Source organism: Micromonospora sp. NPDC003944 (genome assembly GCF_053605225.1).
The window spans coordinates 67,254-87,205 of the sequence record NZ_JBSGIV010000001.1 but is presented as its reverse complement, the minus strand read 5'-3'; the positions used below and the strand labels follow the sequence as shown (position 1 = coordinate 87,205).

Annotated in this window: 21 protein-coding genes; 17 read left to right on the top strand and 4 right to left on the bottom strand. The window is 73.1% G+C overall.

Annotated elements, in window-relative coordinates; genetic code table 11:
• Positions 1-4 precede the first annotated feature (4 nt).
• The 17 genes from ACWER9_RS00370 to ACWER9_RS00290 all read left to right on the top strand — a co-directional run bounded on the left by ACWER9_RS00370 (position 5) and on the right by ACWER9_RS00290 (position 16,516).
• Positions 5-784 (top strand): LppM family (lipo)protein, encoded by a 780-nt coding sequence (locus tag ACWER9_RS00370; RefSeq protein ID WP_452299721.1) that lies wholly within the window; start codon positions 5-7, stop codon positions 782-784.
• A gap of 61 nt (positions 785-845) precedes the next feature.
• On the top strand, positions 846-1,190 hold the full coding sequence (locus tag ACWER9_RS00365; protein ID WP_363613626.1) for a hypothetical protein: 345 nt from the start codon (positions 846-848) through the stop codon (positions 1,188-1,190).
• A gap of 11 nt (positions 1,191-1,201) precedes the next feature.
• Positions 1,202-1,810 (top strand): glycine zipper family protein, encoded by a 609-nt coding sequence (locus tag ACWER9_RS00360; protein ID WP_452299720.1) that lies wholly within the window; start codon positions 1,202-1,204, stop codon positions 1,808-1,810.
• Positions 1,807-2,505 (top strand): carboxypeptidase-like regulatory domain-containing protein, encoded by a 699-nt coding sequence (locus ACWER9_RS00355; RefSeq protein ID WP_452299719.1) that lies wholly within the window; start codon positions 1,807-1,809, stop codon positions 2,503-2,505. Before ACWER9_RS00360 ends, ACWER9_RS00355 begins: the two co-directional genes overlap by 4 nt.
• 23 nt (positions 2,506-2,528) lie before the next feature.
• Positions 2,529-3,779, top strand: a complete 1,251-nt coding sequence (locus ACWER9_RS00350; RefSeq protein WP_452299718.1) for a phage tail sheath family protein — start codon at positions 2,529-2,531, stop codon at positions 3,777-3,779.
• A 1-nt stretch (position 3,780) separates the two neighbouring features.
• The gene (locus tag ACWER9_RS00345) at positions 3,781-4,263 is read left to right on the top strand and encodes a phage tail protein (protein ID WP_452299717.1); all 483 of its coding nucleotides are present in this window, start codon (positions 3,781-3,783) and stop codon (positions 4,261-4,263) included.
• Positions 4,238-5,644, top strand: coding sequence for a hypothetical protein (locus tag ACWER9_RS00340; protein WP_452299716.1), 1,407 nt, complete (start codon positions 4,238-4,240; stop codon positions 5,642-5,644). The genes ACWER9_RS00345 and ACWER9_RS00340 overlap by 26 nt, the downstream gene beginning before the upstream one ends.
• Positions 5,644-6,516 (top strand): CIS tube protein, encoded by an 873-nt coding sequence (locus ACWER9_RS00335; protein WP_452299715.1) that lies wholly within the window; start codon positions 5,644-5,646, stop codon positions 6,514-6,516. Before ACWER9_RS00340 ends, ACWER9_RS00335 begins: the two co-directional genes overlap by 1 nt.
• Positions 6,513-8,105: a phage baseplate assembly protein V gene (locus ACWER9_RS00330; protein WP_452299714.1), complete on the top strand. Its 1,593-nt coding sequence runs from the start codon at positions 6,513-6,515 to the stop codon at positions 8,103-8,105. Before ACWER9_RS00335 ends, ACWER9_RS00330 begins: the two co-directional genes overlap by 4 nt.
• Positions 8,105-8,443: a hypothetical protein gene (locus tag ACWER9_RS00325; RefSeq protein ID WP_452299713.1), complete on the top strand. Its 339-nt coding sequence runs from the start codon at positions 8,105-8,107 to the stop codon at positions 8,441-8,443. Before ACWER9_RS00330 ends, ACWER9_RS00325 begins: the two co-directional genes overlap by 1 nt.
• Positions 8,440-8,874: a GPW/gp25 family protein gene (locus ACWER9_RS00320; protein ID WP_452299712.1), complete on the top strand. Its 435-nt coding sequence runs from the start codon at positions 8,440-8,442 to the stop codon at positions 8,872-8,874. Before ACWER9_RS00325 ends, ACWER9_RS00320 begins: the two co-directional genes overlap by 4 nt.
• Positions 8,871-11,549 (top strand): putative baseplate assembly protein, encoded by a 2,679-nt coding sequence (locus tag ACWER9_RS00315; protein ID WP_452299711.1) that lies wholly within the window; start codon positions 8,871-8,873, stop codon positions 11,547-11,549. The genes ACWER9_RS00320 and ACWER9_RS00315 overlap by 4 nt, the downstream gene beginning before the upstream one ends.
• On the top strand, positions 11,530-12,045 hold the full coding sequence (locus ACWER9_RS00310; protein WP_452299710.1) for a phage tail protein: 516 nt from the start codon (positions 11,530-11,532) through the stop codon (positions 12,043-12,045). Before ACWER9_RS00315 ends, ACWER9_RS00310 begins: the two co-directional genes overlap by 20 nt.
• The gene (locus ACWER9_RS00305) at positions 12,042-12,971 is read left to right on the top strand and encodes a hypothetical protein (protein ID WP_452299709.1); all 930 of its coding nucleotides are present in this window, start codon (positions 12,042-12,044) and stop codon (positions 12,969-12,971) included. The genes ACWER9_RS00310 and ACWER9_RS00305 overlap by 4 nt, the downstream gene beginning before the upstream one ends.
• On the top strand, positions 12,968-13,429 hold the full coding sequence (locus tag ACWER9_RS00300; protein ID WP_452299708.1) for a hypothetical protein: 462 nt from the start codon (positions 12,968-12,970) through the stop codon (positions 13,427-13,429). Before ACWER9_RS00305 ends, ACWER9_RS00300 begins: the two co-directional genes overlap by 4 nt.
• A 30-nt stretch (positions 13,430-13,459) precedes the next feature.
• Positions 13,460-14,215, top strand: coding sequence for a hypothetical protein (locus ACWER9_RS00295; RefSeq protein ID WP_452299707.1), 756 nt, complete (start codon positions 13,460-13,462; stop codon positions 14,213-14,215).
• A 78-nt stretch (positions 14,216-14,293) separates the two neighbouring features.
• Positions 14,294-16,516 (top strand): hypothetical protein, encoded by a 2,223-nt coding sequence (locus ACWER9_RS00290; protein ID WP_452299706.1) that lies wholly within the window; start codon positions 14,294-14,296, stop codon positions 16,514-16,516.
• Between the two features lie 20 nt (positions 16,517-16,536).
• Here the strand turns inward: ACWER9_RS00290 and ACWER9_RS00285 are convergent, their stop codons facing one another.
• Genes ACWER9_RS00285 through ACWER9_RS00270 form a run of 4 tightly spaced genes read right to left on the bottom strand, consistent with a single transcriptional unit; the run spans position 16,537 to position 19,931 of the window.
• Positions 16,537-17,388, bottom strand: a complete 852-nt coding sequence (locus ACWER9_RS00285; protein WP_452299705.1) for a DUF6807 domain-containing protein — start codon at positions 17,386-17,388, stop codon at positions 16,537-16,539.
• Positions 17,385-18,065 (bottom strand): hypothetical protein, encoded by a 681-nt coding sequence (locus tag ACWER9_RS00280; protein ID WP_452299704.1) that lies wholly within the window; start codon positions 18,063-18,065, stop codon positions 17,385-17,387. Before ACWER9_RS00280 ends, ACWER9_RS00285 begins: the two co-directional genes overlap by 4 nt.
• Positions 18,049-18,948, bottom strand: a complete 900-nt coding sequence (locus ACWER9_RS00275; protein ID WP_452299703.1) for a carbohydrate ABC transporter permease — start codon at positions 18,946-18,948, stop codon at positions 18,049-18,051. Before ACWER9_RS00275 ends, ACWER9_RS00280 begins: the two co-directional genes overlap by 17 nt.
• A complete protein-coding gene (locus ACWER9_RS00270) occupies positions 18,948-19,931 on the bottom strand; it encodes a carbohydrate ABC transporter permease (protein WP_452299702.1) in 984 nt (327 codons plus the stop codon). Before ACWER9_RS00270 ends, ACWER9_RS00275 begins: the two co-directional genes overlap by 1 nt.
• Between the last annotated feature and the right edge of the window lie 21 nt (positions 19,932-19,952).

Genomic DNA, 19,952 nt, shown 5'->3' with positions numbered 1-19,952 from the left:
GCCCATGAACAGGAGAGTCAACCGCGGTACGGCACTCCGCGTCGCGGTGTGCCTCGTCCTTCTCGCCGCACTGAGCGGCTGCATGCAACTGAACATGGGGTTGACCGTCAACGCCGACGACACGGTCGACGGGCAACTGCTGCTGACCGCGCAGAAGTCCGTGCTGAGCTCGCGGAACAAGAACATCCCGGTCGCCTTCGCGGAGCTGCGGCAGAACATCCCCGCCCTGCCGGCCGGCGAGGAGACCCTCTACCAGGACGACACTTACTACGGCTCCCAGATCAGTTACCGCAAGGCGCCGCTCGCCGGTTTCGACACGGACAGCGTCAAACTGGTCAGGGACGGCGACCTGTACCGCTTCACACTGCCACTCGACCCCAAGAAATACGGCGGAAAGGTTGCGGAGCAGAATCCACAAAACCAACAGGCGTTCCTCAAGCTCATGTCGTTCGAGATCTCGGTGACATTTCCCGGGCGGGTGATCGACAGCAATGGCACGGTCAACGGCCGTTCGGTCAGTTGGAAGGTCGACGCCAACCAGGACAAGCCGGCCGAGTTGCGGGCCGTGGCCGAGGCGCCGGCCAAACCCTCCACCTCACCGGCCGCCGCCGTCGACGAGGAGGACGGCGGGTTCCCGTGGCTGCTTGTCGTCGGCGGTGTCCTCCTCCTGCTGCTGATCGCCGCGGTGGGCGTACTCCTGGTGCGCCGTCGCCCCGCGGCGCCGGCCACGCCCGGTCCGACCCCGCCGCCCGGCCCACCAGCCGGCGCCCCGGGGCCCGGCTGATCCATCCGGACCTCACCACCACCACATCCCGGTCGCACCATCGCAGAAAAGGGGGGTCGCCATGAACGATCTCTTCACCTGGGCAGCCCTGGGGACCATCGCCGGGGCGAGCGCCGCCACCCTGCTGGCCACCAACGTCATCGGCGGGCTGATCGGCCCGAGCGGCGACAAGCTCCGCAAGTGGATCGCCATCGCCATCGCGCTGCTGCTGTCCTATGTGACAGCGGCATTCGCCGACGACGCCGGCGGCGAGAAGTGGGTCATCGCGTTCTTCAACGCGCTTGTCATCTTCTCCGCCGCGCTCGGCGTCAACCAGTTCCCGCCCGGCAACCGGCAGGCGACCCAGCCGTCGCCGACGCAGGTCGCACAGGGTCGTGAACCCCGCGTCTTCCGCTCCTGGGTCTGAGGGGTGCCGTCATGGTCTTCGGAATTCTCAGCGCGGCCGTACAGGTCGGCTTCGGCGCCCTGCTCGGCTTCCTCGCCGGCGGTCCGATCGGGCTGCTGATCGGCGCCGTCGTGGGCCTGGTGGTCGGCGCGGTCTTCGGCTGGTCGGTGGCCTCCGCCGGGGTGTACGCCGCGGACGCCCGCGGCATCTTCCTCTTCGTCGTCGACCACAGCTGGAGTCTGCTCAACACGGTCGTCGGCGCCATCTACCTGACCGTGCACCTGATCTTCGGGCACTCGCTGGACCGGCCCACCTCGCTGGGCAGCGGGCGGGTCAGCGTGGTGGAGGGGGTCTCGCCCCGCTACGCCACCACCATCGGCACCGTCTGCGCCGGCTCCAGCTCGGGCATCCAACGGCACGAGGACGTGCACATCTTCCAGGGCCGCCTGCTCGGGCCGCTCTACATCCCTCTCGTCCTGGCCAACTACGTCCTGTTCACCATCGCGCCGGTGTGGCTGCTCTACCACGACCACACCAACGCGCCGATCAACCGCTTCACCCGGTACTTCGAGATCGGCGTCTACCCGCACGTCTGGAACGAGGCCATCGCGTACCGGATCCAGGGGACGCCGCCGCGATGACCACCCACGGGCGCGGGCCGATCGAGACCGCCACCGCCGAGCTGGTCGCCTGGGTGACCAGCTCGGCGGGGGAACCCGTAACGGTCGGCCCGCCCCGCGCGTGCGACGACGCCGACGGGCTCACCCTCTGGCCGCTCGAACTGCGCCCGGCCCGGCAGACGCGCTCCAGCGGCGCGGTCCGCGAACCGTACCGGTTCACGGTCCGCCACCTGCTCTGCGTCACCGGGCCGGCCGGGCTGCCCCGACTGGACCGGGTGCTCACCGCCGCGACCGGCGACGGTCGGTACCCGGTCGTACTGGAGGCCGGCGACGCACCACTGTGGACGGCGTTCGGCACGGCGCCCCGACCGGCGCTGCTGATCGACGTGGCGGCGCAGGTGGAGCACCCGACGCCGGCCGCGCCTCCGGTGCTGCAGCCGCTGCGGCTCCGACAGCTCGAGGTCCGCAGCCTCAGCGGACGGGTGGTCGGCCCCCAGGACCAGCCACTGGCCGCGATGCGGGTCGAGCTGCCCGGCACCGGGTCCGCCACCCGCACCGACACCGACGGCCGATTCCTGATCGGTGGCGTCCCGCACGACCCCGAGCACCCGGGCCCGGTCCGGTTGCGGCTGACCGGGCGCGGGCTCGTCCTCACCGCCGACGTGGACGCGGCCGAGGACGACATCGTCATCGTCTGCGCGCCACCGACCCACTGACACCCACAGGCACAGGAGGATCGATGCCCAGCTACTTCTCCCCCGGCATCTACGTCGAGGAGGTCCCCAGCGGCGCCCGACCGATCGGGCCGGTGAGCACAAGCATCGCCGCCTTCGTCGGAGTCGCCCCGGACCGCTCCGCCCACCTGGGCAAGGCGGTGCCGGTCAACAACTGGACGGAGTTCCTGCGGCTCTTCGCCGGCGGCGAGCGGGTGGAGAGCACCCCGCTGGCCCGGGCCGTCTTCGGCTTCCTGGACAACGGGGGCGCCCGCTGCTGGGTGGTCAACGTCGGTGAGGGTGGCGCGATCACCGGCTCCGGCCAGCGGCGCGGGGGTCTGCAACTCCTGGAGGCCGTCGACGAGATCTCCATCATCGCCGCACCCGGTTTCCACGACGTGGTGTCCCACGAGGCGCTGCTCAGCATGGCCGAGCGCACCCGCACCATGGTCGCGATCTGCGACCCGGCACCGGACATCGACGACATCTCCGCGCTGACCCGGGTCGCCACGCCGTCCTCCGGCAAACCCCCCAAGCCCGCCGAGGGTACGGGCGGCGGTCCCGGCGGCGGCGCGTCCCAGCCGGGCGGCTCCGGCGGGCACGACGGGGCGGCCTACCGGCCCCGACAGTCCGAGTTCGGCGCGTTCTACTACCCCTGGCTGCGGGTCCGTGACCCGATCAGCGGCGAGTTGGAACTCACCCCGCCGAGCGGGCACCTGGCCGGCATCTGGGCCCGCACCGACGCCCTGCGCGGGGTGCACAAGGCCCCGGCCAACGAACCCGTACGCGGCGCCGTCGACCTCGGCTACCTGGTTACCCGACCGGAACACGACGTGCTCAACCCCAAGGGCGTCAACGTGATCCGCTACTTCGCCGGCGAGGGCATCCGCGTCTGGGGGGCCCGTACGCTCGCCGCCGAGGCCAGCGAGTGGCGCTACCTCAACGTGCGACGCCTCAGCATCTCCATCGAGCAGGCCATCGCCAACGGCACCCGGTGGATGGTGTTCGAACCCAACGACTTCACCCTGTGGCGTTCGATCCGGCGTGACATCGGGGCGTTCCTCACCCGGGTGTGGCGCGACGGCGCACTGCTGGGACGCAGCCCCGAGGAGGCGTTCTTCGTCAAGTGCGACGAGGAGACCAACCCGCCGGACGTCCGCGACGCGGGCATGGTGATCGCCCACATCGGCATCGCGGTCGTCAAGCCGGCCGAGTTCGTGGTGTTCAAGCTGAGCCAGTGGGCCGGCGGCACCGAGACCGAGACGATCGGAGGCTGACATGCCCACCACCGCCACCCCGCAGCCCGGGGCCCCGGTCGACCCGTACCGGGCGTACAACTTCCGACTGCTCATCAACGGCGTCACCAACGGCCACTTCACCGAGATGACCGGGTTGGAGGTGAACATCCCCGGTCAGCCGTACCGGGAGCACGGCCTGGGTCGGATGCGGATGGTGCCCGGTCAGGCCGAGTACGAGCCGGTGACGCTGCACTTCGGCCTCACCGCCTCGCGCGAGCTGTGGGACTGGGTGAACGCCACCGCCCAGGGCACCCTCAACCGCCGCAACGTCTCGGTGGTGCTGCTCGACTCGGTCGGGACGGCCGAGGTGCTGCGCTGGAACCTGATCGAAGCGTGGCCGACCCGCTGGCGCGGCGCGCACCTCAACACCCTCAGCCACGAGATCGCCATCGCCTCGTTGACCCTGCGCTACGAACGCCTGGAGTTGGAGGCCGGTGGTGCCACCGCGCCAGCACCCGCGTAGCTGGCTGGCCGGCCGGTTGCGCTCGGCGGCCGGCGCGGTCCAGCGCCTCGCCGGGCGGGTCGAACCCGCCGGACACCTTCCGCCGCAGCCGCCGCCGGAGACGCCCGTGGTGGCGCCACGCCGCTTCGGGGAACCTCCGCAGCACTGGTTGGACCTGGTCGCCGCCCACGCGCCCGGTCTCCTGCACGACCTCGCCCTCGACCCGTCCCCGGCCGGCAACGCCGAGGACCGGGCCCGGGGCGGGCTGCCGGCTCGGACCGACGCCGTCGGCACCGATCCCGTCGCGGACGGGAGGCGCGGCAGCGGGGCCGACCCGGTCGTTCCCGCCGACCCGGGCGGTGCCGGCGCGACCCACGGGCACCCTCCGGTCACGGGCGGCGCTCGCGGGACCACCGGGCGGGGTACCGCCGCGAGCGGGTACAACGGGCCGACCAGGTCGGCTGCCCCCAGCCGGCGCGGCGGGGCAGGCCGCCAGTCGCAGGCCGGTGACCAGCCCACCGGCACCGGGATCGGTGACCCGTCCGGCGGCAGCGCCCGGTCGTCCACGGCAGAGCGGGTGCCCCCGGCAGCCAGGCCGACGGGAGCGACGCGGTCGCCCGGGATGACCTCGCCGGCGGGACCGGGCGCGGCGGTGCCCGCGGTGCGACCGGCCGCCCGGAGCCACACCACAGCCGCCGACACCACAATCGACGCGAGCAGGCCGGCCCGGCCCGGTGGCTCCCCGCCGCCGGTCCGCTCGATGACCTTCGGGCCACCCGACGCAGCGAGAAGCCAACCCCGTCGACCGGGGGCCGGACCCACTCCGCGCCCGCCGCTCGATCCACGGCGCTCCGCCGACGTCGACCACGGCGTCCGGCGAGCCACGGACCCCTCTCCCGCCGGACCGTCCGACGACCACCTCTCCGCTGGCGGGTTCCGGGGCGACTCGGACGGTCCGCCCCGGCTCAGGCGGGAACAGCACAGCCGACGCGACAGCGAGGATCTGTCGTCGCGAGCGGACGCGGCGACGGGCTCGACGTCGTACGGGCACGTGGAGTGGCCGAACCCGGGCAGGCGCGAGGCCACCTGGACCGGCTCGACAGCGGTCGAGGACACCTCGACCCGCGCACGCGGGGACCTTGCCCGCGTCGTGGACGGTGGGCCCTGGCTGGCCCTGCCCGGTGAGCCGGCACGACCCCCCGGCGCGTCGTACGACGTCAGGACGACGGTGGCCGACGGCGGACGGGCGGCGGGCACCGACGCGCCGCGCCCCGTCGTGCCGTCGAGGGGCGTCGACCCGTGGCCGGCGCTGCCCGACGACAGCGTTCTGTGGTCGGTCGCCGGGGCGGCACTGGACACCGTCCAGTCGACCCGGCTGGACCAGGAACAGGCGGGCGACTGATGGAGCGTGTCGCCTTCCTCATCGACTCGACAGGCGAACGGGTGGACTGCCTGCTCAACCCGGAGACCGTGCAGGTGACCCGGCTTGCCGGCGTACGCCAACGGGGTGCCGGCGGTGGGCAGCTCACCGGATCCGGCCTGGCCGACGACCCGCTGGTCTTCACCGGTGGCGGCCGGACCGAGCTGGTGCTGGACCTGCTCTTCGACGTCGACTTCGTGGAGGCGCAGCTGCGGCCGGCAGACGTCCGGGTGCTCACCCGTCCGCTGTGGATGCTCGCGGAGAACTCCACGGTCGAGCATGGTTGGCTGCGACCGCCGCTGGTCCGGCTGGTCTGGGGCAAGACCTGGAACGTGCCCGGGGTGATCATCGCGGTGGCGGAACGCTTCGACGCGTTCACCGGCACCGGGTCGCCGCGACGGTCCTGGCTGCGGCTGAAGCTGGTCCGCGCCGCGGAGACGGCCGACCAGGCCGAGGCCGGCTTCGCCGAGGAGCTGGCCGCCGCCAGCACCCCGACCGCCGCGCCGGGCAGCGCGGTGATCGCCGCCGGTGACGGCGCGGCCGAGCCGGGCCGCTCCGGTGTGCGTTTCGACCTGCTGGCCAACGACGCGCTCGGCTCGCCGCTGCGCTGGCGGCTGCTTGCCGAGCACAACCGGATCACCGACCCGCTGGCCGTGCCGGCCGGCACCACCCTGGCCGTCCCACCGGCCGTCGGCACCGGGGTCGGCTCGACGGTCGGCGGTGCGGTGACCGGGCTGGCGCAGGCGGTGGCCGGTGCGGTGGCGGCATCGTACGGGGGCACCTCGGTCGCCGGCCCATCGTGGGACACCACGACCAGCACGGGTCCGCGCGGCGACCTCGGGGGTACGCCGTGACGAGCATCGCGCCCCGGGCGTTGACGATCCTGCTCGACGGCGCCGAACTTGTCGGCGCGGCACGTCAGCGGGTCCGCTCGCTGCGGGTGGCGGCCCGCCTCGACCAGCCCACCCAGGCCGAGCTGGTGCTCGCCACCAGCGCCGGGGCCGGCGCGTTCGACCCGGCGGTGCGCCCCGGCACGGCACTCGACGTACGGCTCGTCGACCACGCGGACGCCCTGTTCACCGGTGAGGTCACCTGCGTGGAGGTGGAGTACGCCGCCGACGGGGCGGCGGTGCTGCGGCTGCGGGCGTACGACCCGCTGCACCGGCTGCGCAAGAGGCAGGGGTTGCGGGTCTTCACCTCGGTGACCGCCGTCGAGCTGGCCGGGGAACTGTGCGGCGCGGTGGGGCTGGCGGTGACCGCCGAGGTCGACGGCCCCCGGCTGGAGCGGTTGCTCCAGCACCGGCACAGCGACCTGGACCTGCTGCGTGAGGTGGCCGGCCGGGCCGGGCTGCACCTGGCCACCGACGGTGACGCCGTGCGGCTGGTCACCCTCGCCGGTTACGGGGAGCCGGTGGCGCTGACGCTCGGCAAGGAGGTGCACACCCTGCGGCTGTCCACGAACACCGACCAGGCCAGTGGTGCCAGCGCGGCACTGGGCTGGCACCCGCAGCGGGCCGAGGTGATCAGCCAGCAGGCCGACGAGGCGCGCTGCGGCCGACCCGCGGACGACCGCCCGGACCCGGCCGACGTGGGTGCCGACGGTGTGCGCACCGCCGTGGACCAGCCCGGCCGCAGCGACGACGAGTTGGCGGCGCTGGCCCAGGCTCGACTGGACACCCGGGCGGCCACGCTTGTCACGGCCGAGGGGGTCGCCGAGGGTGACCCGGCGCTGCGGCCGGGCCGCCGCGTCGACCTCGGCGGGGTGCCCGACCCGGTCCGCGGGGCGTACGTGCTGACCGAGGTGGTGCACACGGTGGACGGCAACGGACACCTGACCCGCTTCTCCACGGTGCCGCCGGTCAGCTCCACGACCCCGACCGGCGGCGCGGTGGTCACCCTCGGCACCGTCACCGACGTCGCCGACCCGGACGGGCTGGGTCGGGTCCGGTTGACCCTGCCGGCGTACGGGGACCTGGACGCCGGTTGGCTCGCCGTGCTCTGCCCCGGCGCCGGGCCGGGCAAGGGTCTGGTGGCGCTCCCCGACCCGGACGACACCGTGCTGGTGGTGCTGCCCGGCGGCGAGCCGGCTTCGGGCATCGTGCTCGGTTCGCTGTTCGGCGCCGTGGAGCCGTACGACGCGGGCATCGACGACGGGAAGGCCCGCCGCTGGACGATGCGTACCGCCGGTGGGCAGTCGATAGTCGTCGACGACGTGCGGCGCAGCCTGCGGCTGGCCACCGAGGACGGCAGCTTCCTGGAGTTGACCCCCGACCTGGCCACCCTGCACGCGGCCTCCGACCTGGTGATCTCCGCACCCGGCCGGGCCATGGTGGTGCGCGCCCGCAGCGTGGACTTCCTGCACGCCGACTCGACCGAGGACCCGACCACCGCGGCGGAGCAGGCCCGAACGCTTGCCCGCGCCCACCACCAAGGAGGCGGCTGATGCGCTGGATCCACCGTGACTCCGTGATCACCTGCGACCACGACGGCCGGGTCGAGAACCAACCGTCGCGGCAGTGGGTGACTGTCACCGGCGTACCCGTGCTTGTCGACGACGACCCGCAGGGACGAAAGATCATCGCCTGCCCGAACTACGGCCCGACCATCAAACCGTGCACGAAGACCCTCACCGTCCGGGTCGGCTACAGCGACTGGGTCCGCGTCGACGGGCACCGGGTGGTGCTGTCGCACCTGGAGGGGTTCACCAACGGCACCCCGCCGGGGTTGGTCAAGCACACCGTGCGCGACCCCCGCCAGCAGTTCCTGGGGGCGGACCGATGAGGGCGTTCCGCTTCGTCGGCGCCGGCTTCGACGCCGGCCGGACCGGCGGGTTGGCGCTCACCGCTGCCGGTGGCCTGGCGATGACCGAGGGCGACGAGAGCGTACGACAGGCCCTGTTCCTGCTCCTGTCGACCACACCTGGCGAGCGGCTGATGCGACCCGGGTACGGCTCCCGGCTGCACCGGTTGGTCTTCGCGCCCAACGACGACACCACTGCCGGTCTGGCCATCCACTACGTGCGGCAGGCCATCGCCCGGTGGGAGCCCCGGGTCGAGGTGATCGACGTGGACGCCGGGCCGGACCGGGACGACGCGTGGCGGCTGGTGATCCGGTTGGACTACCGGGTGCGGGCCAGCCTGACACCCGGGCACCTGGTGTTCTCCGTGGACCTGCTCCCGGCCGACGAGCCCACCGAGGGAGGACCGTCATGACGCTGCCCGTGCCGCACCTGGACGATCGCGGCTTCCTCGACCTGGTCACCGAGGCCCGGGAACGGATCCGGCAGTCCTGCCCGGCGTGGACCGACCTGTCGGCGCACGACCCCGGGATGGCGCTCGTGGAGACGTTCGCCCACCTCACCGAGGTGATGATCTATCGGTTGAACCAGTTGCCGGAGAAGGCCTACGTCTCGTTCCTGAACCTGCTCGGGGTCACCCGGCACGCGCCGACCGCGGCCTGGGCGGACGTCTGCTTCACCCGCACCGGCACCGACCGCGCCGCGGTGCGCATCCCGGCCGGGCTGCGGGTCGCGGCGGCCCGCGGCGCGGACCCCCGGCCGGTCGTCTTCGTCACCACCGAGCCGACGCTGCTGCCCGCCGACGAGACGTCGGTGACGGTACGGATGCACCAGTGCGAACCCGTCGAGGCGGAGCTGCTCGGGGTGGGCACCGGCCAGCCGGGGCAGGTGCTGCGCGCCGCGCACGCGCCGCTGACGCACACCGCCGAGGCCCTGGACCTGCTGCTCGGGGTGGAGGTGCCGACCGGCACCGTCGAGCTGGGCGCGGCGGCCCGCGAGCACGACGGCCGCACGTTCGAGATCTGGCAACCGGTGGACAGCTTCGCCGGGCTCGGCCCGCAGGCCAAGGCGTACCTGGTCGACCGCTGCTCGGGCACCGTCACCTTCGCCCCGGCCCTCGACCTGCGACCCGCCGCCGGGGCGACCCGGCACGGCGACGTCCCGGCCGACGCGGACCCACCGGCCGCGCCGAGCGCCGCGCCGGCGGTGACCGTCGCGGCCGTGCCGCCGGCCGGACGACAGGTCCGACTCTGGTACCGCGCCGGTGGCGGGCCCACCGGCAACGTGGCGGCGGGCACGCTCACCAACCTGCGCGACCCCCTACCCGGGGTACGCGTCGACAACCCCGCCCCGGCGGCCGGCGGCCGGGACATGGAGGCGCTGGAGTCCGTGCTGCTGCGCGGCCCCTACGAGTTCTTCGCCCAGCAGCGCGCGGTCACCGCCCGCGACTTCGAGGTCCTCGCGACCAGCTCCGGCGCGGTGGCGCGGGCGCGGGCGTTCACCCGCGCGGCGGTGTACAGCTTCGCCCGGCCGGGCGAGGTGGAGGTGGTGCTGGTGCCGTACGTGCCGGAGGCGGCCCGTCCGGGCGGCCGGCTGCCGGTGGCCGTGCTGCGCGAGCACGAGGTGCCCGAGGCCCGCCACCGGGTCGAGGCGGACCTGGAGGAACGCCGGATGGTCGGCATCCGCTCACGGGCCACCTGGGCGCGGTTCAAGGCGGTGTCGGTACGCGCCCGGGTGGTGGTCCGCCGCGAGGAGGACGTGGACGCGGTCCGCCGCCGCATCCACGACCGGCTGCACCAGACGCTGAGCCCGCTGCCCACCGCGCTCAACCCGACCGGCTGGCCGTTCGGCGAGCCGCTGCGGGCATCCAACGTGTACCGGCTGCTGGAGCACGCCGAGCCGGGGGTGCGCTACGTCGAGTCGGTACGGTTCGTGGTCGACGAGGCGCCCGACGCCAACGTTCGCGCCCTCGCCGTGGACCAGTACCAGCCGCGCACCTGGTACGCCGGGCGTGGCCCGGTGCTGTTCCGCTCCAGCAACGGCGGCGCCGGTTGGGAGCCGGCCGGACGCTTCGACGACGAGACCGTGGTGCGGGTGGCGCCCGCGCCCGCGCCGGTGCGTCCGGGCATCGTCGCGCGTGCCGGTTCGGTGGCGGTGGTGACGCTGCGCGACTCGGGCGGCTCCCGGGTGCACCTGAGCACCGACCTGGGCGAGACGTGGTCGCTCCTCACCGACCTGGACGCACGGATCTCCGACGTGGCCTGGCTGGACCGCGACGGCGCGGGCGCGCTGCTGGTGGCCACCGACACCGGCCTGTACGAGGTGTCGCTGCTGCCCGGGGCGGTGCCGTTGCAGATCCTGGTGGACCCGTCCGACGCCGACCGGGGCTTCTACGCGGTCCGCACGTTCGTCTCCGAGCGTGGTGCGCCGGGGGTGGCGGTGGCGGCGCAGGCCAGCTTCGGGGTGTACCTGTCGACGAGCGGCGGCCGACCCGGCAGTTTCAGCCACGTCGGTCTGGCCAACGTCGACAACCGGGTCCTCGCCGTGCAGTACGACGGCCCGGCCACCCTGTTGTGGAGCGGCGCGGGCGAGCCGGACCCGAAGAAGCCCGGGCAGGGCTGCCACCGCACGCGGCTGTTCGAGTCGGACGTGAAGTGGCAGTCGATGCAGAGCGGGTGGATCGGCGGCACCTGTCGGGACCTCGCGTTCGCCGGTCAGCAGGCGGTGGCCGCCACGCAGAGCGGCGGCGTGCTGCGGCTGGACACCCTGGCCGCGCAGCCGCAGTGGCAGCCGGTGTCGGTCAACTGCGGGTTGCCGCTGCGGGACCGGACCCGGTTCGTGCCTGTCGACGCCATCGCGGTGAGCGGCCCGACGGGCGGCGGCGCGCCGGGCGGCGGCACCGGCACGGCGGAGCGGCTGATCCTGGCCAGCGGCGAACGCGGCGTACACCGTAGCGCCGACGCCGTCACCTGGACGCCAAGCGCCAACCAGGCCACCGCCGACGTGGTGACCGTTCCGGATACCTGGCTGCTCTGCTCCGGCGAGCACGACATCGAGGTGGTGCGCCAGGATGCGACGCTCGGCGATTGAACGGCTGCTGCCCGCCGCCTACCAGCGGGCCTGCGTGCCGGGCAGCGTGCTCTGGGCGCTGCTGGACGTGATGGAGGGGCTGCACGCCCCGGACGAGGCGGTCCTCGCCGAGGTGGACGCCCTGTTCGACCCGTACCGGGCGCCGGACGCGCTTGTGGTGCGGTTGACCCGCTGGGTGGCGATGGACCACGTGGTGGCCTCGCCCCGGCCGGACGCCCCGCTGCCACTGCCGGTGGGTCGGCTGCGCGACCTGGTGGCCAACGCCGCCCTGCTGGCCCGCTGGCGCGGCACCCCGTACGGCATCCGCCGGGCCCTGGAGCTGGCCACCGGGATGTCGGGCTTCACCATCGACGAACCCGCCGAGCAGCCCTTCCACGTCGTGGTACGGGTGCCGGCCGCCGCCGCCGGTCAGCTCGCCGTGATCACCCGCATCGTCGAGGCGGAGAAACCCGCCTCGGCCACCGTCGAGATCGTCCTGACAGAGGAGTCGTCATGACCACCGAGTGGGCGGTCGTCGCCGCCGCCGAGCAGTTCACCCTCGACCCGCGCAACAGCGGCGAGCTGACCTTCACCGTCTCCAACCCGGGCAACGCGCCGGACACGGTGGTGTTCGACGTGGCGCCCGGTGACGGCTCCCAGCGGGCGTGGTTCACCGTGGCCGAGCCGCAACGGGTGGTACCCGGCCAGGGTTCGGTGTCGTTCCTGGTCAAGCTCGCCGTGCCGGCGGGAACCCCGCCCCGGCGCTACGACATGACCGGGTTCGCGTACTCGGCCAACACCGCGCCGGAGGAGAGCTCCCGCTCCAGCGGCCGGGTCACGTACGAGGTGCGGGCGGTGGCGCCGCCACGGCGTACCCCATGGTTGTGGATCGCCGCCGCGGCGGCGTTGGTGCTCGTGGTGGTCGCCGTGGGGGTGGTGTTGCTGACCCGCGACGGCGACCCGGTCCCCGGCGAGCCGAGGGTGGTGACCGTCGAGGCGGAGAGTCTGGTGCCGGCCGCGGTGGTGGAGTCTCCGCGGAAGAGCGCGGCGAAGGTGGAGGAGCAACCCAACTGCTGTGGGGTGACCTGGTCCGGTGACAAGCAGCTGTTCTTCCAGGGGTTGGCCATCGGCGACAAGGTCACCGTGACGGTGCAGATCCCGGCCGACGGCACCTGGCGTTTCGCGGCGGTACGCACCACCTCCCTCGACTACGCCAACACCGTCTTCACCATCGACGGCCAACAGGTCGGCGGCACGTTCCTCGGCTTCACGCCGACGGTGCGCAAGACGGAGTTCCTGGACGTCGGCACGGTCCAGCTCACCAAGGGCCCACACCAGGTGGCGTTGCTGGTGGTCGGCAAGACGCAGGGCACGAACCGCTACTTCGCGGGTGTCGACGAGATCCGGTTCACCGAGCTCGTGGCGCAGGCCGTGGCGCGATGAGTGGTCGGCAGAAGGCGCTGTTGGGGCTGCTCGCCGTCCTGCTGGTGGGGCTCTTCGTGGTCGCGGTCGGCGCGGGCCGCGGCGACCGGGGTGATCCGGGGGCCCGGCACGGGTTCGTCGACAGGTTGGGCGCGCTTGGCGGTGAGCGATCCTCGGTCGATCCGGCGACGGTCAGCGCCGACTGCGCCGACGAGACGGGCCGGCTGGAGTTCACCGGCACCTGTGTGGTGCGGGTCGCGGACCCCGGCGGGCTGCGCACCCTGGTGCTGCGCAGCGCGACCCGGTTCACCGTCGTCGCCCCGGCGCCCGGCGACGCCGACCTCACCATCCGCGACGAGGTAGAGCCGGCCGACGACGGCACCGGCGCGGTGGCGAAGGTCGCCGTGGACGAGGCCACCGAGGTCGGCCTCACCTGCCCCGGCCTGGGCGGCTGCACCGTCGTCGTGGCCACGTCCTGAGTCGACAGGGACCGAGAGGAAGGTGCCGCCGTGGGTGACCTGCGCAAGCCGTTCCTGCTGATGGCCATGCTCGCCATCGTCCTGGCGATCGGGGTGGAGCTGGGCGCCGGGCTGCTGCTGGGCGGCGCCGACGCCGGCGCGGCGCTCGCGGACAGCGCCGGGGCGCTCGACGTGGAGATCGACGATGTGTCCGGGGTCAGCGAACCGTCCGGTCGGGGCACCGGCTACCTGGCGTTGATCGACGCGGTGGCGGTCTGGAGCACCGGGCTGTTCTGCCTGGGCCTGCTGCTGCCCGAGCGTGTCCAGGGTCGGGTGCAGGGTGTCGCCAGCCTGATCTTCTCGATCATCCTGATCCTCGTCGGGCTTGTCGCGTTGGTCGTCGCGTTCGTCGAGCTGATGATCATGGTGTCGCTCTTCCTGGCCGTCCCGTTCGGAACGCTTGCGTACCTGGCGCTGTGGGGGTTCTTCCCGGTCGGCGAGGCGGCGGTGCTGCTCGGGCTGGTGCTGCTGCTCAAGCTGGTGTGGGCCGGGATGCTGGTGCTGGCCCAGCCGCGGTTCCTGCAGAACAAGGGTCTCGTCCTGCTGATCCTCACCACCCTGCTGTGCACCGTGGTGCTGGAGTTCCTGCACAATCTGGTGCCGGTGATCCTGGTCAGCATCGTCGACGACGTGGCGGCGCTGGTCTTCGCGGTGATCGCGATCATCTGGGGCCTGGTGCTGCTGATCGGCTCCATCCCGGCGATCGTCAAAGCCATCCGCGTAACCGCGGCACTACCGTCCCGCTAACCCACCCGGGGCAGAGCCCATCCGTTGGCGTTTGCGGTATCGGCAGCGGCCGGGTGGATTGTCTGTGACCCTGACGGCGTGGACGAGACGCCGGGGCGTGACGCGGTGGAGCTGCGCGTCCACGGCATCTCCGGCGTCACCGCCGAACGGATCCTCGACCACCCGATCGTCGTCCGGGTCGCCGGGGACACGCACGCGGGTTTCTTCCGACCCCGACCGGGGAGCGGCACCGCGGGCGGGGCCACCGGTGGGGTCGCCGTCGAGGCGTACCGCTGGGGTTCGCTGACCGCCGGCGCGGCGGTGCGGACGGCCTCGATGTTGCTGCTGCTGCCGTTCATGCTGAGCAACCTGGCGATCTGGCTCCGACCGCCGGGGCCGGACCGGTGGGGGTTGCTCGGCGTGCTGTGCCGGTTGCTCGCCGGCACCCTCACGGCCACGTTCGTGCTGGCGGCGGTGGGCGTCACGCTGGACCTGGTCGGTTGGCAGTGTGTGCCGTACCCGGGGTGCCGGGCCAACCGCCCCTACCTGGCGTGGTTGCACGCCGTCCCCGCCGGGCCCCGGCTGGCCCTGCTGTCGGTCGTACCCCTGCTGGCGCTGCGGGTCGTCTGGGCCATCGGCACCCGGTCGGCCCGGGCCTTCGAGGGGTTCGGCCCGTCGTCGGCGCCACCGCTGTCCGGCAACGGGGCCGCGAGCCTCACCGACGCCGGTTTCTGGCAGGACGCGCATACCACGAGTTGGCTGCGACAGATCCACGTCGTGCTCGGCATCGGAACGCTCAACGTCGCGCTGCTCGCCGGCGTCGCGCCGGGCGTGGTCGGCGCGCCCGGTGAGGTCGCGCTGTTCGGGATCGCCGTCGGGTTGCTCGGGGCCGGGGTGGTCCTGCTCGCCCTGCCCGTGCCAGCCAGCCCGGCGAAGGCCCGTCGGTTCCTGCGTCCCCTCTGGGCGGCCAGCGTCGTGGTGACCGTGCTGTGCCTCGGGTCGGCCACCCTCGCGGGCGCGACGCCGGCCGGCTCGGGAAAACTGCCCGGGTACGAGGGCGCCGCCGCCGGGGTGGTCGCCGCGCAGGGCGTCCTGCTCGTCGTGCTCACCGTCGTCACGTACACCCGGCAGCGCGCTGCCCAGGGCGACGAACGTCCCGTCCTGCGCGGACTCGGCACCCCGATCATGGCGGCCGCGGCGGTGAGCGTCGGCGCGGCCTTCACCGCGACCCTGGTCTACCGCGTCGCGGACGCCCTCGACCACGGCGCGATTCCCGACCCGATCCGGCCCAACCCGCCGATCGTCGGGCCGCTGGAGCCCCCGGTCGCCTACTGGTGGGCCGCGCTCGCCGGGCTCGCCGCGCTGCTGATCGGCGCGGCGGTGACCTCGGTGACGCTCCTGCTGAGCCGGCGACGGCGACGAGGACTGGCGGCACGGATCATCGAGCGGGACTACCCGGACGTGTCGGCGCAGGACGTGCACCGGCTGCGTCTGGTCCGGGAGACCATCGCCCGGTCCCGGGTCGCCGAGGAGTTGGGGCCGGTCCTTGTCGCGTTCCTGCTGATCGCGTCGCTCGGGCTGGCCACCGTCGCCTTCGACGTGATCGGGATCGGTCCCACCCAACTCGCGGCCCGCCTGGGCGGGCACGGGGGCGCCTTCGCCGTGCTCGCCGCCTACGTCACCGACGCCGGTGTCTGGGTGATCAGCCTGCTGGTGATCTGCCTCCTGATCCTCGGTTTCCGCGCGTACCGGTCCGCGCAGACTCGGCGGGTGGTGGCGGTGCTGTGGGACCTCGGCACCTTCTGGCCCCGGACGGTGCACCCGTTCGCGCCGCCCTGCTACGCCGCCCGCGCCGTCCCGGAGCTGGCGAAACGGGTCACCGGGCTCACCGAACGGGGGCCGGTGGTCATCTCCGGGCACAGCCACGGCTCGGTGCTCGCCGCCGCCACCATCCTGCAACTACCGCCGTCCGTGCTGGCCCGGGTCTCGCTGTTGACCTACGGCTCACCGCTGCGGCGCACCTACGCGCGGCTCTACCCGGCATACCTCGGGCCGCAGACGCTTCACGACCTGGGTGGGCGGATCGGGTGGCGGTGGCGCAACCTGTGGCGCGACACCGACCCGATCGGCGGCCCGACCTTCCCTGCGGGCCCGGACGGGCCACCGCCCGGCGTCGACGTCGACATCCGACTACGTGACCCCCGCAGCCTGACCATCGACCCGGCGGACACCGTGCCACCGCCGATCGAGGGGCACTGGCCGTACCACACCCAGGCGGCGTACCAGGCGGCGATCCGTGAGCTGACCGATCGATCCGGCTGACCGCCGGGCTTACCCGGCGGTCACGGCACCGCCGCGACCAGGGCCGCCACACCGTCTGGGTCGAGGGTCCCGTCGACCACCCACACCCGGTACCGGCCGTGCCGGCTGCCGCCGACCGGTAGCACCGCCGGACGGTCGAACGCGAACGCCACACAGACCCCCGGATACATTCCGGTCCGCACGAACCACCTGTCGCCACGCCCAAGACCCGCGAAGACCAGGGTGTACGCCCCACCGCCCGACCCAATGCCGGTCAGCGCGAGCCACGGCGCCGCGCTGCCGTTGACCGTCTCCTCCCCGGCCGCGTCGGCGGTGAACACCTCCGGCTCGCCGTCGGCGACGGCCCGCCAGAAGAACCCGCCGTAGCCGGCCCCACCCGGGCGACCGTTGGTGGCCGGGCTGCCCAGGCGCACCTCCCGGTCGTCCGCAGCGACGAGGACGGACTCCAGGTCGAGCCGCCAGACGTCCGGTGCGAGCACCGACGCGGCGAGCCACCGACGCTCGGTCAGCAGCACCCGACCGGCCCGGTCGCGCCACTGGAGATCATGCGCGTACCGGCCCGGGGACCGCTCGACCTCCCCGGTGTGCACGATGACGCCGTGGTCGTCGCGCCAGGTGTAGCCGACGTCGCGCACGTAGGTGCGCCCGCCCCAGAGGTTGCTGCCGTTGACGTCCTGCACCGCGAGTGAGGCGCCGAGGTGCCACACGTGGTCGGCGGGGAGCGCGTCGGTGACCACCGTTCCGCCGAGGGTGCGTACCGGGTGCAGGTACGGTCGCGGCCCGTGCCGCGCGTCGAGCGCCGGGTCGAGCACGTACGCGGCCACCTCCGTGGCCCCGACCGTCAGCCGCACCGGCTCCCCCGCCCCGGTCACGGCAGCTCCCCGCGCCCGCCGACGACGGCCGGGTCGGCGGGTCTCCGCCGGCCGGCGGTGGGGTGGGCCGGGACCGGCCGGCGGACGGTGACGGCGTGCAGGGCGGCCATGGTGTAACCGGCGAGGATCGGCACCGCGACCGGGGTGACCAGGACGGCGAGCAGCCCGGCCAGCGCGACGACCCCGGTGAGCGCGGCCCAGCGGGTGGGCGCGTCGAGGCAGGCGCGGGCGGCGGACCGGGCGCAGGCCCGCCACCGCCCGCCCCCGTTGCCGCCCACCTCGACGACGACAAGCCCGGCGTACCCGGCCAGGCTGGCCGCGATCAGCGCCGTCACCAGCAGCGCCGCCGTGCCGCCCGGCACCCGGTCGGTGCCCAGCGCGGCCAGGTCGACGGCGAGCAGCCCGGCCACGGTGAGGGCGAGCAGGCTGACCGGCACACCTGGCAGCAGCGAGCGGCCGAACCGACGCACGGTCGTGCCCGCCGACGGCCAACTGCCGGTACGCGTCCAGTCGTGCAGCGCCGCGCTTGCCGTGCCGACCGCCGCGGCGGCGGTGAGCAGGGGTGCCGCCGCGAGGGTCAGCAGGATGCCGAGCAGCGCCAGGTCGGCGGCGTCGCGGACCACGTCGCGCCAGTCCCGTCGCCCGCCGGCGTCGTCGGGTTCAGCCCTTGATGCCACTGGTGTTGATCCCCTCGACGAGCATCCGTTGGAACGCGACGAAGAACAGGAAGACCGGCAGCAGGGACAGCACCGACATGGCGAACATCGGGCCGACCGCGCTCTGACTCGTCGAGTCGATGAACAGCGTCAGCGCCACCGGGACGGTGTAGTCCTCCAGTTGGGACAGGAAGACCAGCTGGCGGAAGAAGTCGTTCCAGGTCCAGATGAACGAGAAGATCGCCGTGGTGACCAGCGCCGGACGGCTCAGCGGCAGGATGACGTGCCGGAAGATGCCGAACGGGCCGGCGCCGTCGATGCGGGCCGCCTCGTCCAACTCCCGGGGTACGCCGCGCATGAACTGCACCATGAGGAAGACGAAGAACGCCTCGGTGGCCAGGAACTGCGGGATGAGCAGCGGCAGGTACGGCCAGTCGCCGCCGACCAGCCCGAGCGTCCGGAAGAGGATGTACTGCGGCACTATCAGCACGTGCTGGGGCAGCAGCAGCGTGCCGATCATGACGGCGAACCACATGCCGCGCAGTCGGAACCGCAGCCGGGCGAAGGCGTACGCGGCCAGCAGGCAGGAGAGCCCGTTGCCGACGACGGTGAGCAGGCTGACCATGACGCTGTTGAGGAAGAACCGACCGAAGCTGACGTCGAAGTTGGACCAGCCGGCGGTGTAGTTGCCCGGGGTGAACCGCTCGGGCAGCAGCCCGACGTTGTTGACGATCTCCTCCTGGGACTTGAACGAGGTGCCCACCATCCAGATCAGCGGGTAGAGCACCACCACGACGATCGCCACCAGGATCAGCAGTCGCAGCACGGGCCGTCCGCCCGGCCGGCGACGCGCGGTCGGCGGCGCTGCGGTCGGCGCGTCGGCCGTCGGGGTCGCCGTCACCATCACCGGTCCTCCCCGTCGGAGTAGTGCACCCAGAACCGTCCGGTGCTGAAGAAGACCGCGGTGATGACCGCGATGGCGAGCAGGAACACCCAGGCCATCGCCGACGCGTAACCCATGTTGAGGTCGGTGAAGCCGGTGATGTAGAGGTTCAGCGTGTACATCAGGGTGGAGTCGACAGGCCCGCCGGTGCCGTTGCTGAGCACGAACGCGGCGGTGAAGCCCTGGAAGCCGTTGATGGTCTCCAGCACCAGGTTGAAGAAGATGACCGGGGAGAGCATCGGCAGGGTGACGTTGCGGAACTGGCGGAACCGGCCGGCCCCGTCGACCGAGGCTGCCTCGTACAACTCGGTGGGCACCTGCTTGAGCCCGGCCAGGAAGATCACCATCGGTGCGCCGAACTGCCAGATGGCCAGCACCATCAGGGTTTCGAGGGCCCAGTCGGGGTCGTTGACCCACGGTTTGCCGGTGACGCCGAAGAGGCTCAGCAGCGAGTTGAACGCGCCGTCGCGGTTGAACATGTTGACCCAGACGATGGCGAGCGCGACGCTGCCGCCGAGCAGGGACGGCAGGTAGAACAGACCGCGGAACAGACCGACGCCGCGCCAGGCGCGGTTGAGCAGCAGCGCCACGCCGAGCGCCGCGGCCAGCTTCAGCGGTACCGCGACAAGCGCGAAGGTCAGTGTCACCCGCACCGCGTGCCAGTACGACGGGTCGGCGGTGAACATCCGCTCGTAGTTGGCCAGCCCCACCCACCGCACCTCGGAGAAGGGGGTGAGGATGTCGTAGTTGGTGAAGCTCAGGTAGAGCGACAGCAGCATGGGGATCGCCGTGACACCCATCAGGCCGATGAGCCACGGCGACAGGAAGACGTACCCCGCCAGACCCTCGCTGTGCCGGAAGCGTCCGGGCCCACGCCTCTCGGCGTGGGCCCGGTCTGCTCCGGGGCCGCGTCGGGTCGGGTCGGGCGCCGTGGTCAACGCCACGAACAGCTCCTCTCCTTGCCT

Coding starts and splice junctions, on each gene's coding strand:
- ACWER9_RS00370 (WP_452299721.1), top strand. CDS start 5: ATGAACAGGAGAGTCAACCGCGGTACGGCACTCCGCGTCGCGGTGTGC.
- ACWER9_RS00365 (WP_363613626.1), top strand. CDS start 846: ATGAACGATCTCTTCACCTGGGCAGCCCTGGGGACCATCGCCGGGGCG.
- ACWER9_RS00360 (WP_452299720.1), top strand. CDS start 1,202: ATGGTCTTCGGAATTCTCAGCGCGGCCGTACAGGTCGGCTTCGGCGCC.
- ACWER9_RS00355 (WP_452299719.1), top strand. CDS start 1,807: ATGACCACCCACGGGCGCGGGCCGATCGAGACCGCCACCGCCGAGCTG.
- ACWER9_RS00350 (WP_452299718.1), top strand. CDS start 2,529: ATGCCCAGCTACTTCTCCCCCGGCATCTACGTCGAGGAGGTCCCCAGC.
- ACWER9_RS00345 (WP_452299717.1), top strand. CDS start 3,781: ATGCCCACCACCGCCACCCCGCAGCCCGGGGCCCCGGTCGACCCGTAC.
- ACWER9_RS00335 (WP_452299715.1), top strand. CDS start 5,644: ATGGAGCGTGTCGCCTTCCTCATCGACTCGACAGGCGAACGGGTGGAC.
- ACWER9_RS00325 (WP_452299713.1), top strand. CDS start 8,105: ATGCGCTGGATCCACCGTGACTCCGTGATCACCTGCGACCACGACGGC.
- ACWER9_RS00320 (WP_452299712.1), top strand. CDS start 8,440: ATGAGGGCGTTCCGCTTCGTCGGCGCCGGCTTCGACGCCGGCCGGACC.
- ACWER9_RS00315 (WP_452299711.1), top strand. CDS start 8,871: ATGACGCTGCCCGTGCCGCACCTGGACGATCGCGGCTTCCTCGACCTG.
- ACWER9_RS00310 (WP_452299710.1), top strand. CDS start 11,530: ATGCGACGCTCGGCGATTGAACGGCTGCTGCCCGCCGCCTACCAGCGG.
- ACWER9_RS00305 (WP_452299709.1), top strand. CDS start 12,042: ATGACCACCGAGTGGGCGGTCGTCGCCGCCGCCGAGCAGTTCACCCTC.
- ACWER9_RS00300 (WP_452299708.1), top strand. CDS start 12,968: ATGAGTGGTCGGCAGAAGGCGCTGTTGGGGCTGCTCGCCGTCCTGCTG.
- ACWER9_RS00275 (WP_452299703.1), bottom strand. CDS start 18,948: ATGGTGACGGCGACCCCGACGGCCGACGCGCCGACCGCAGCGCCGCCG.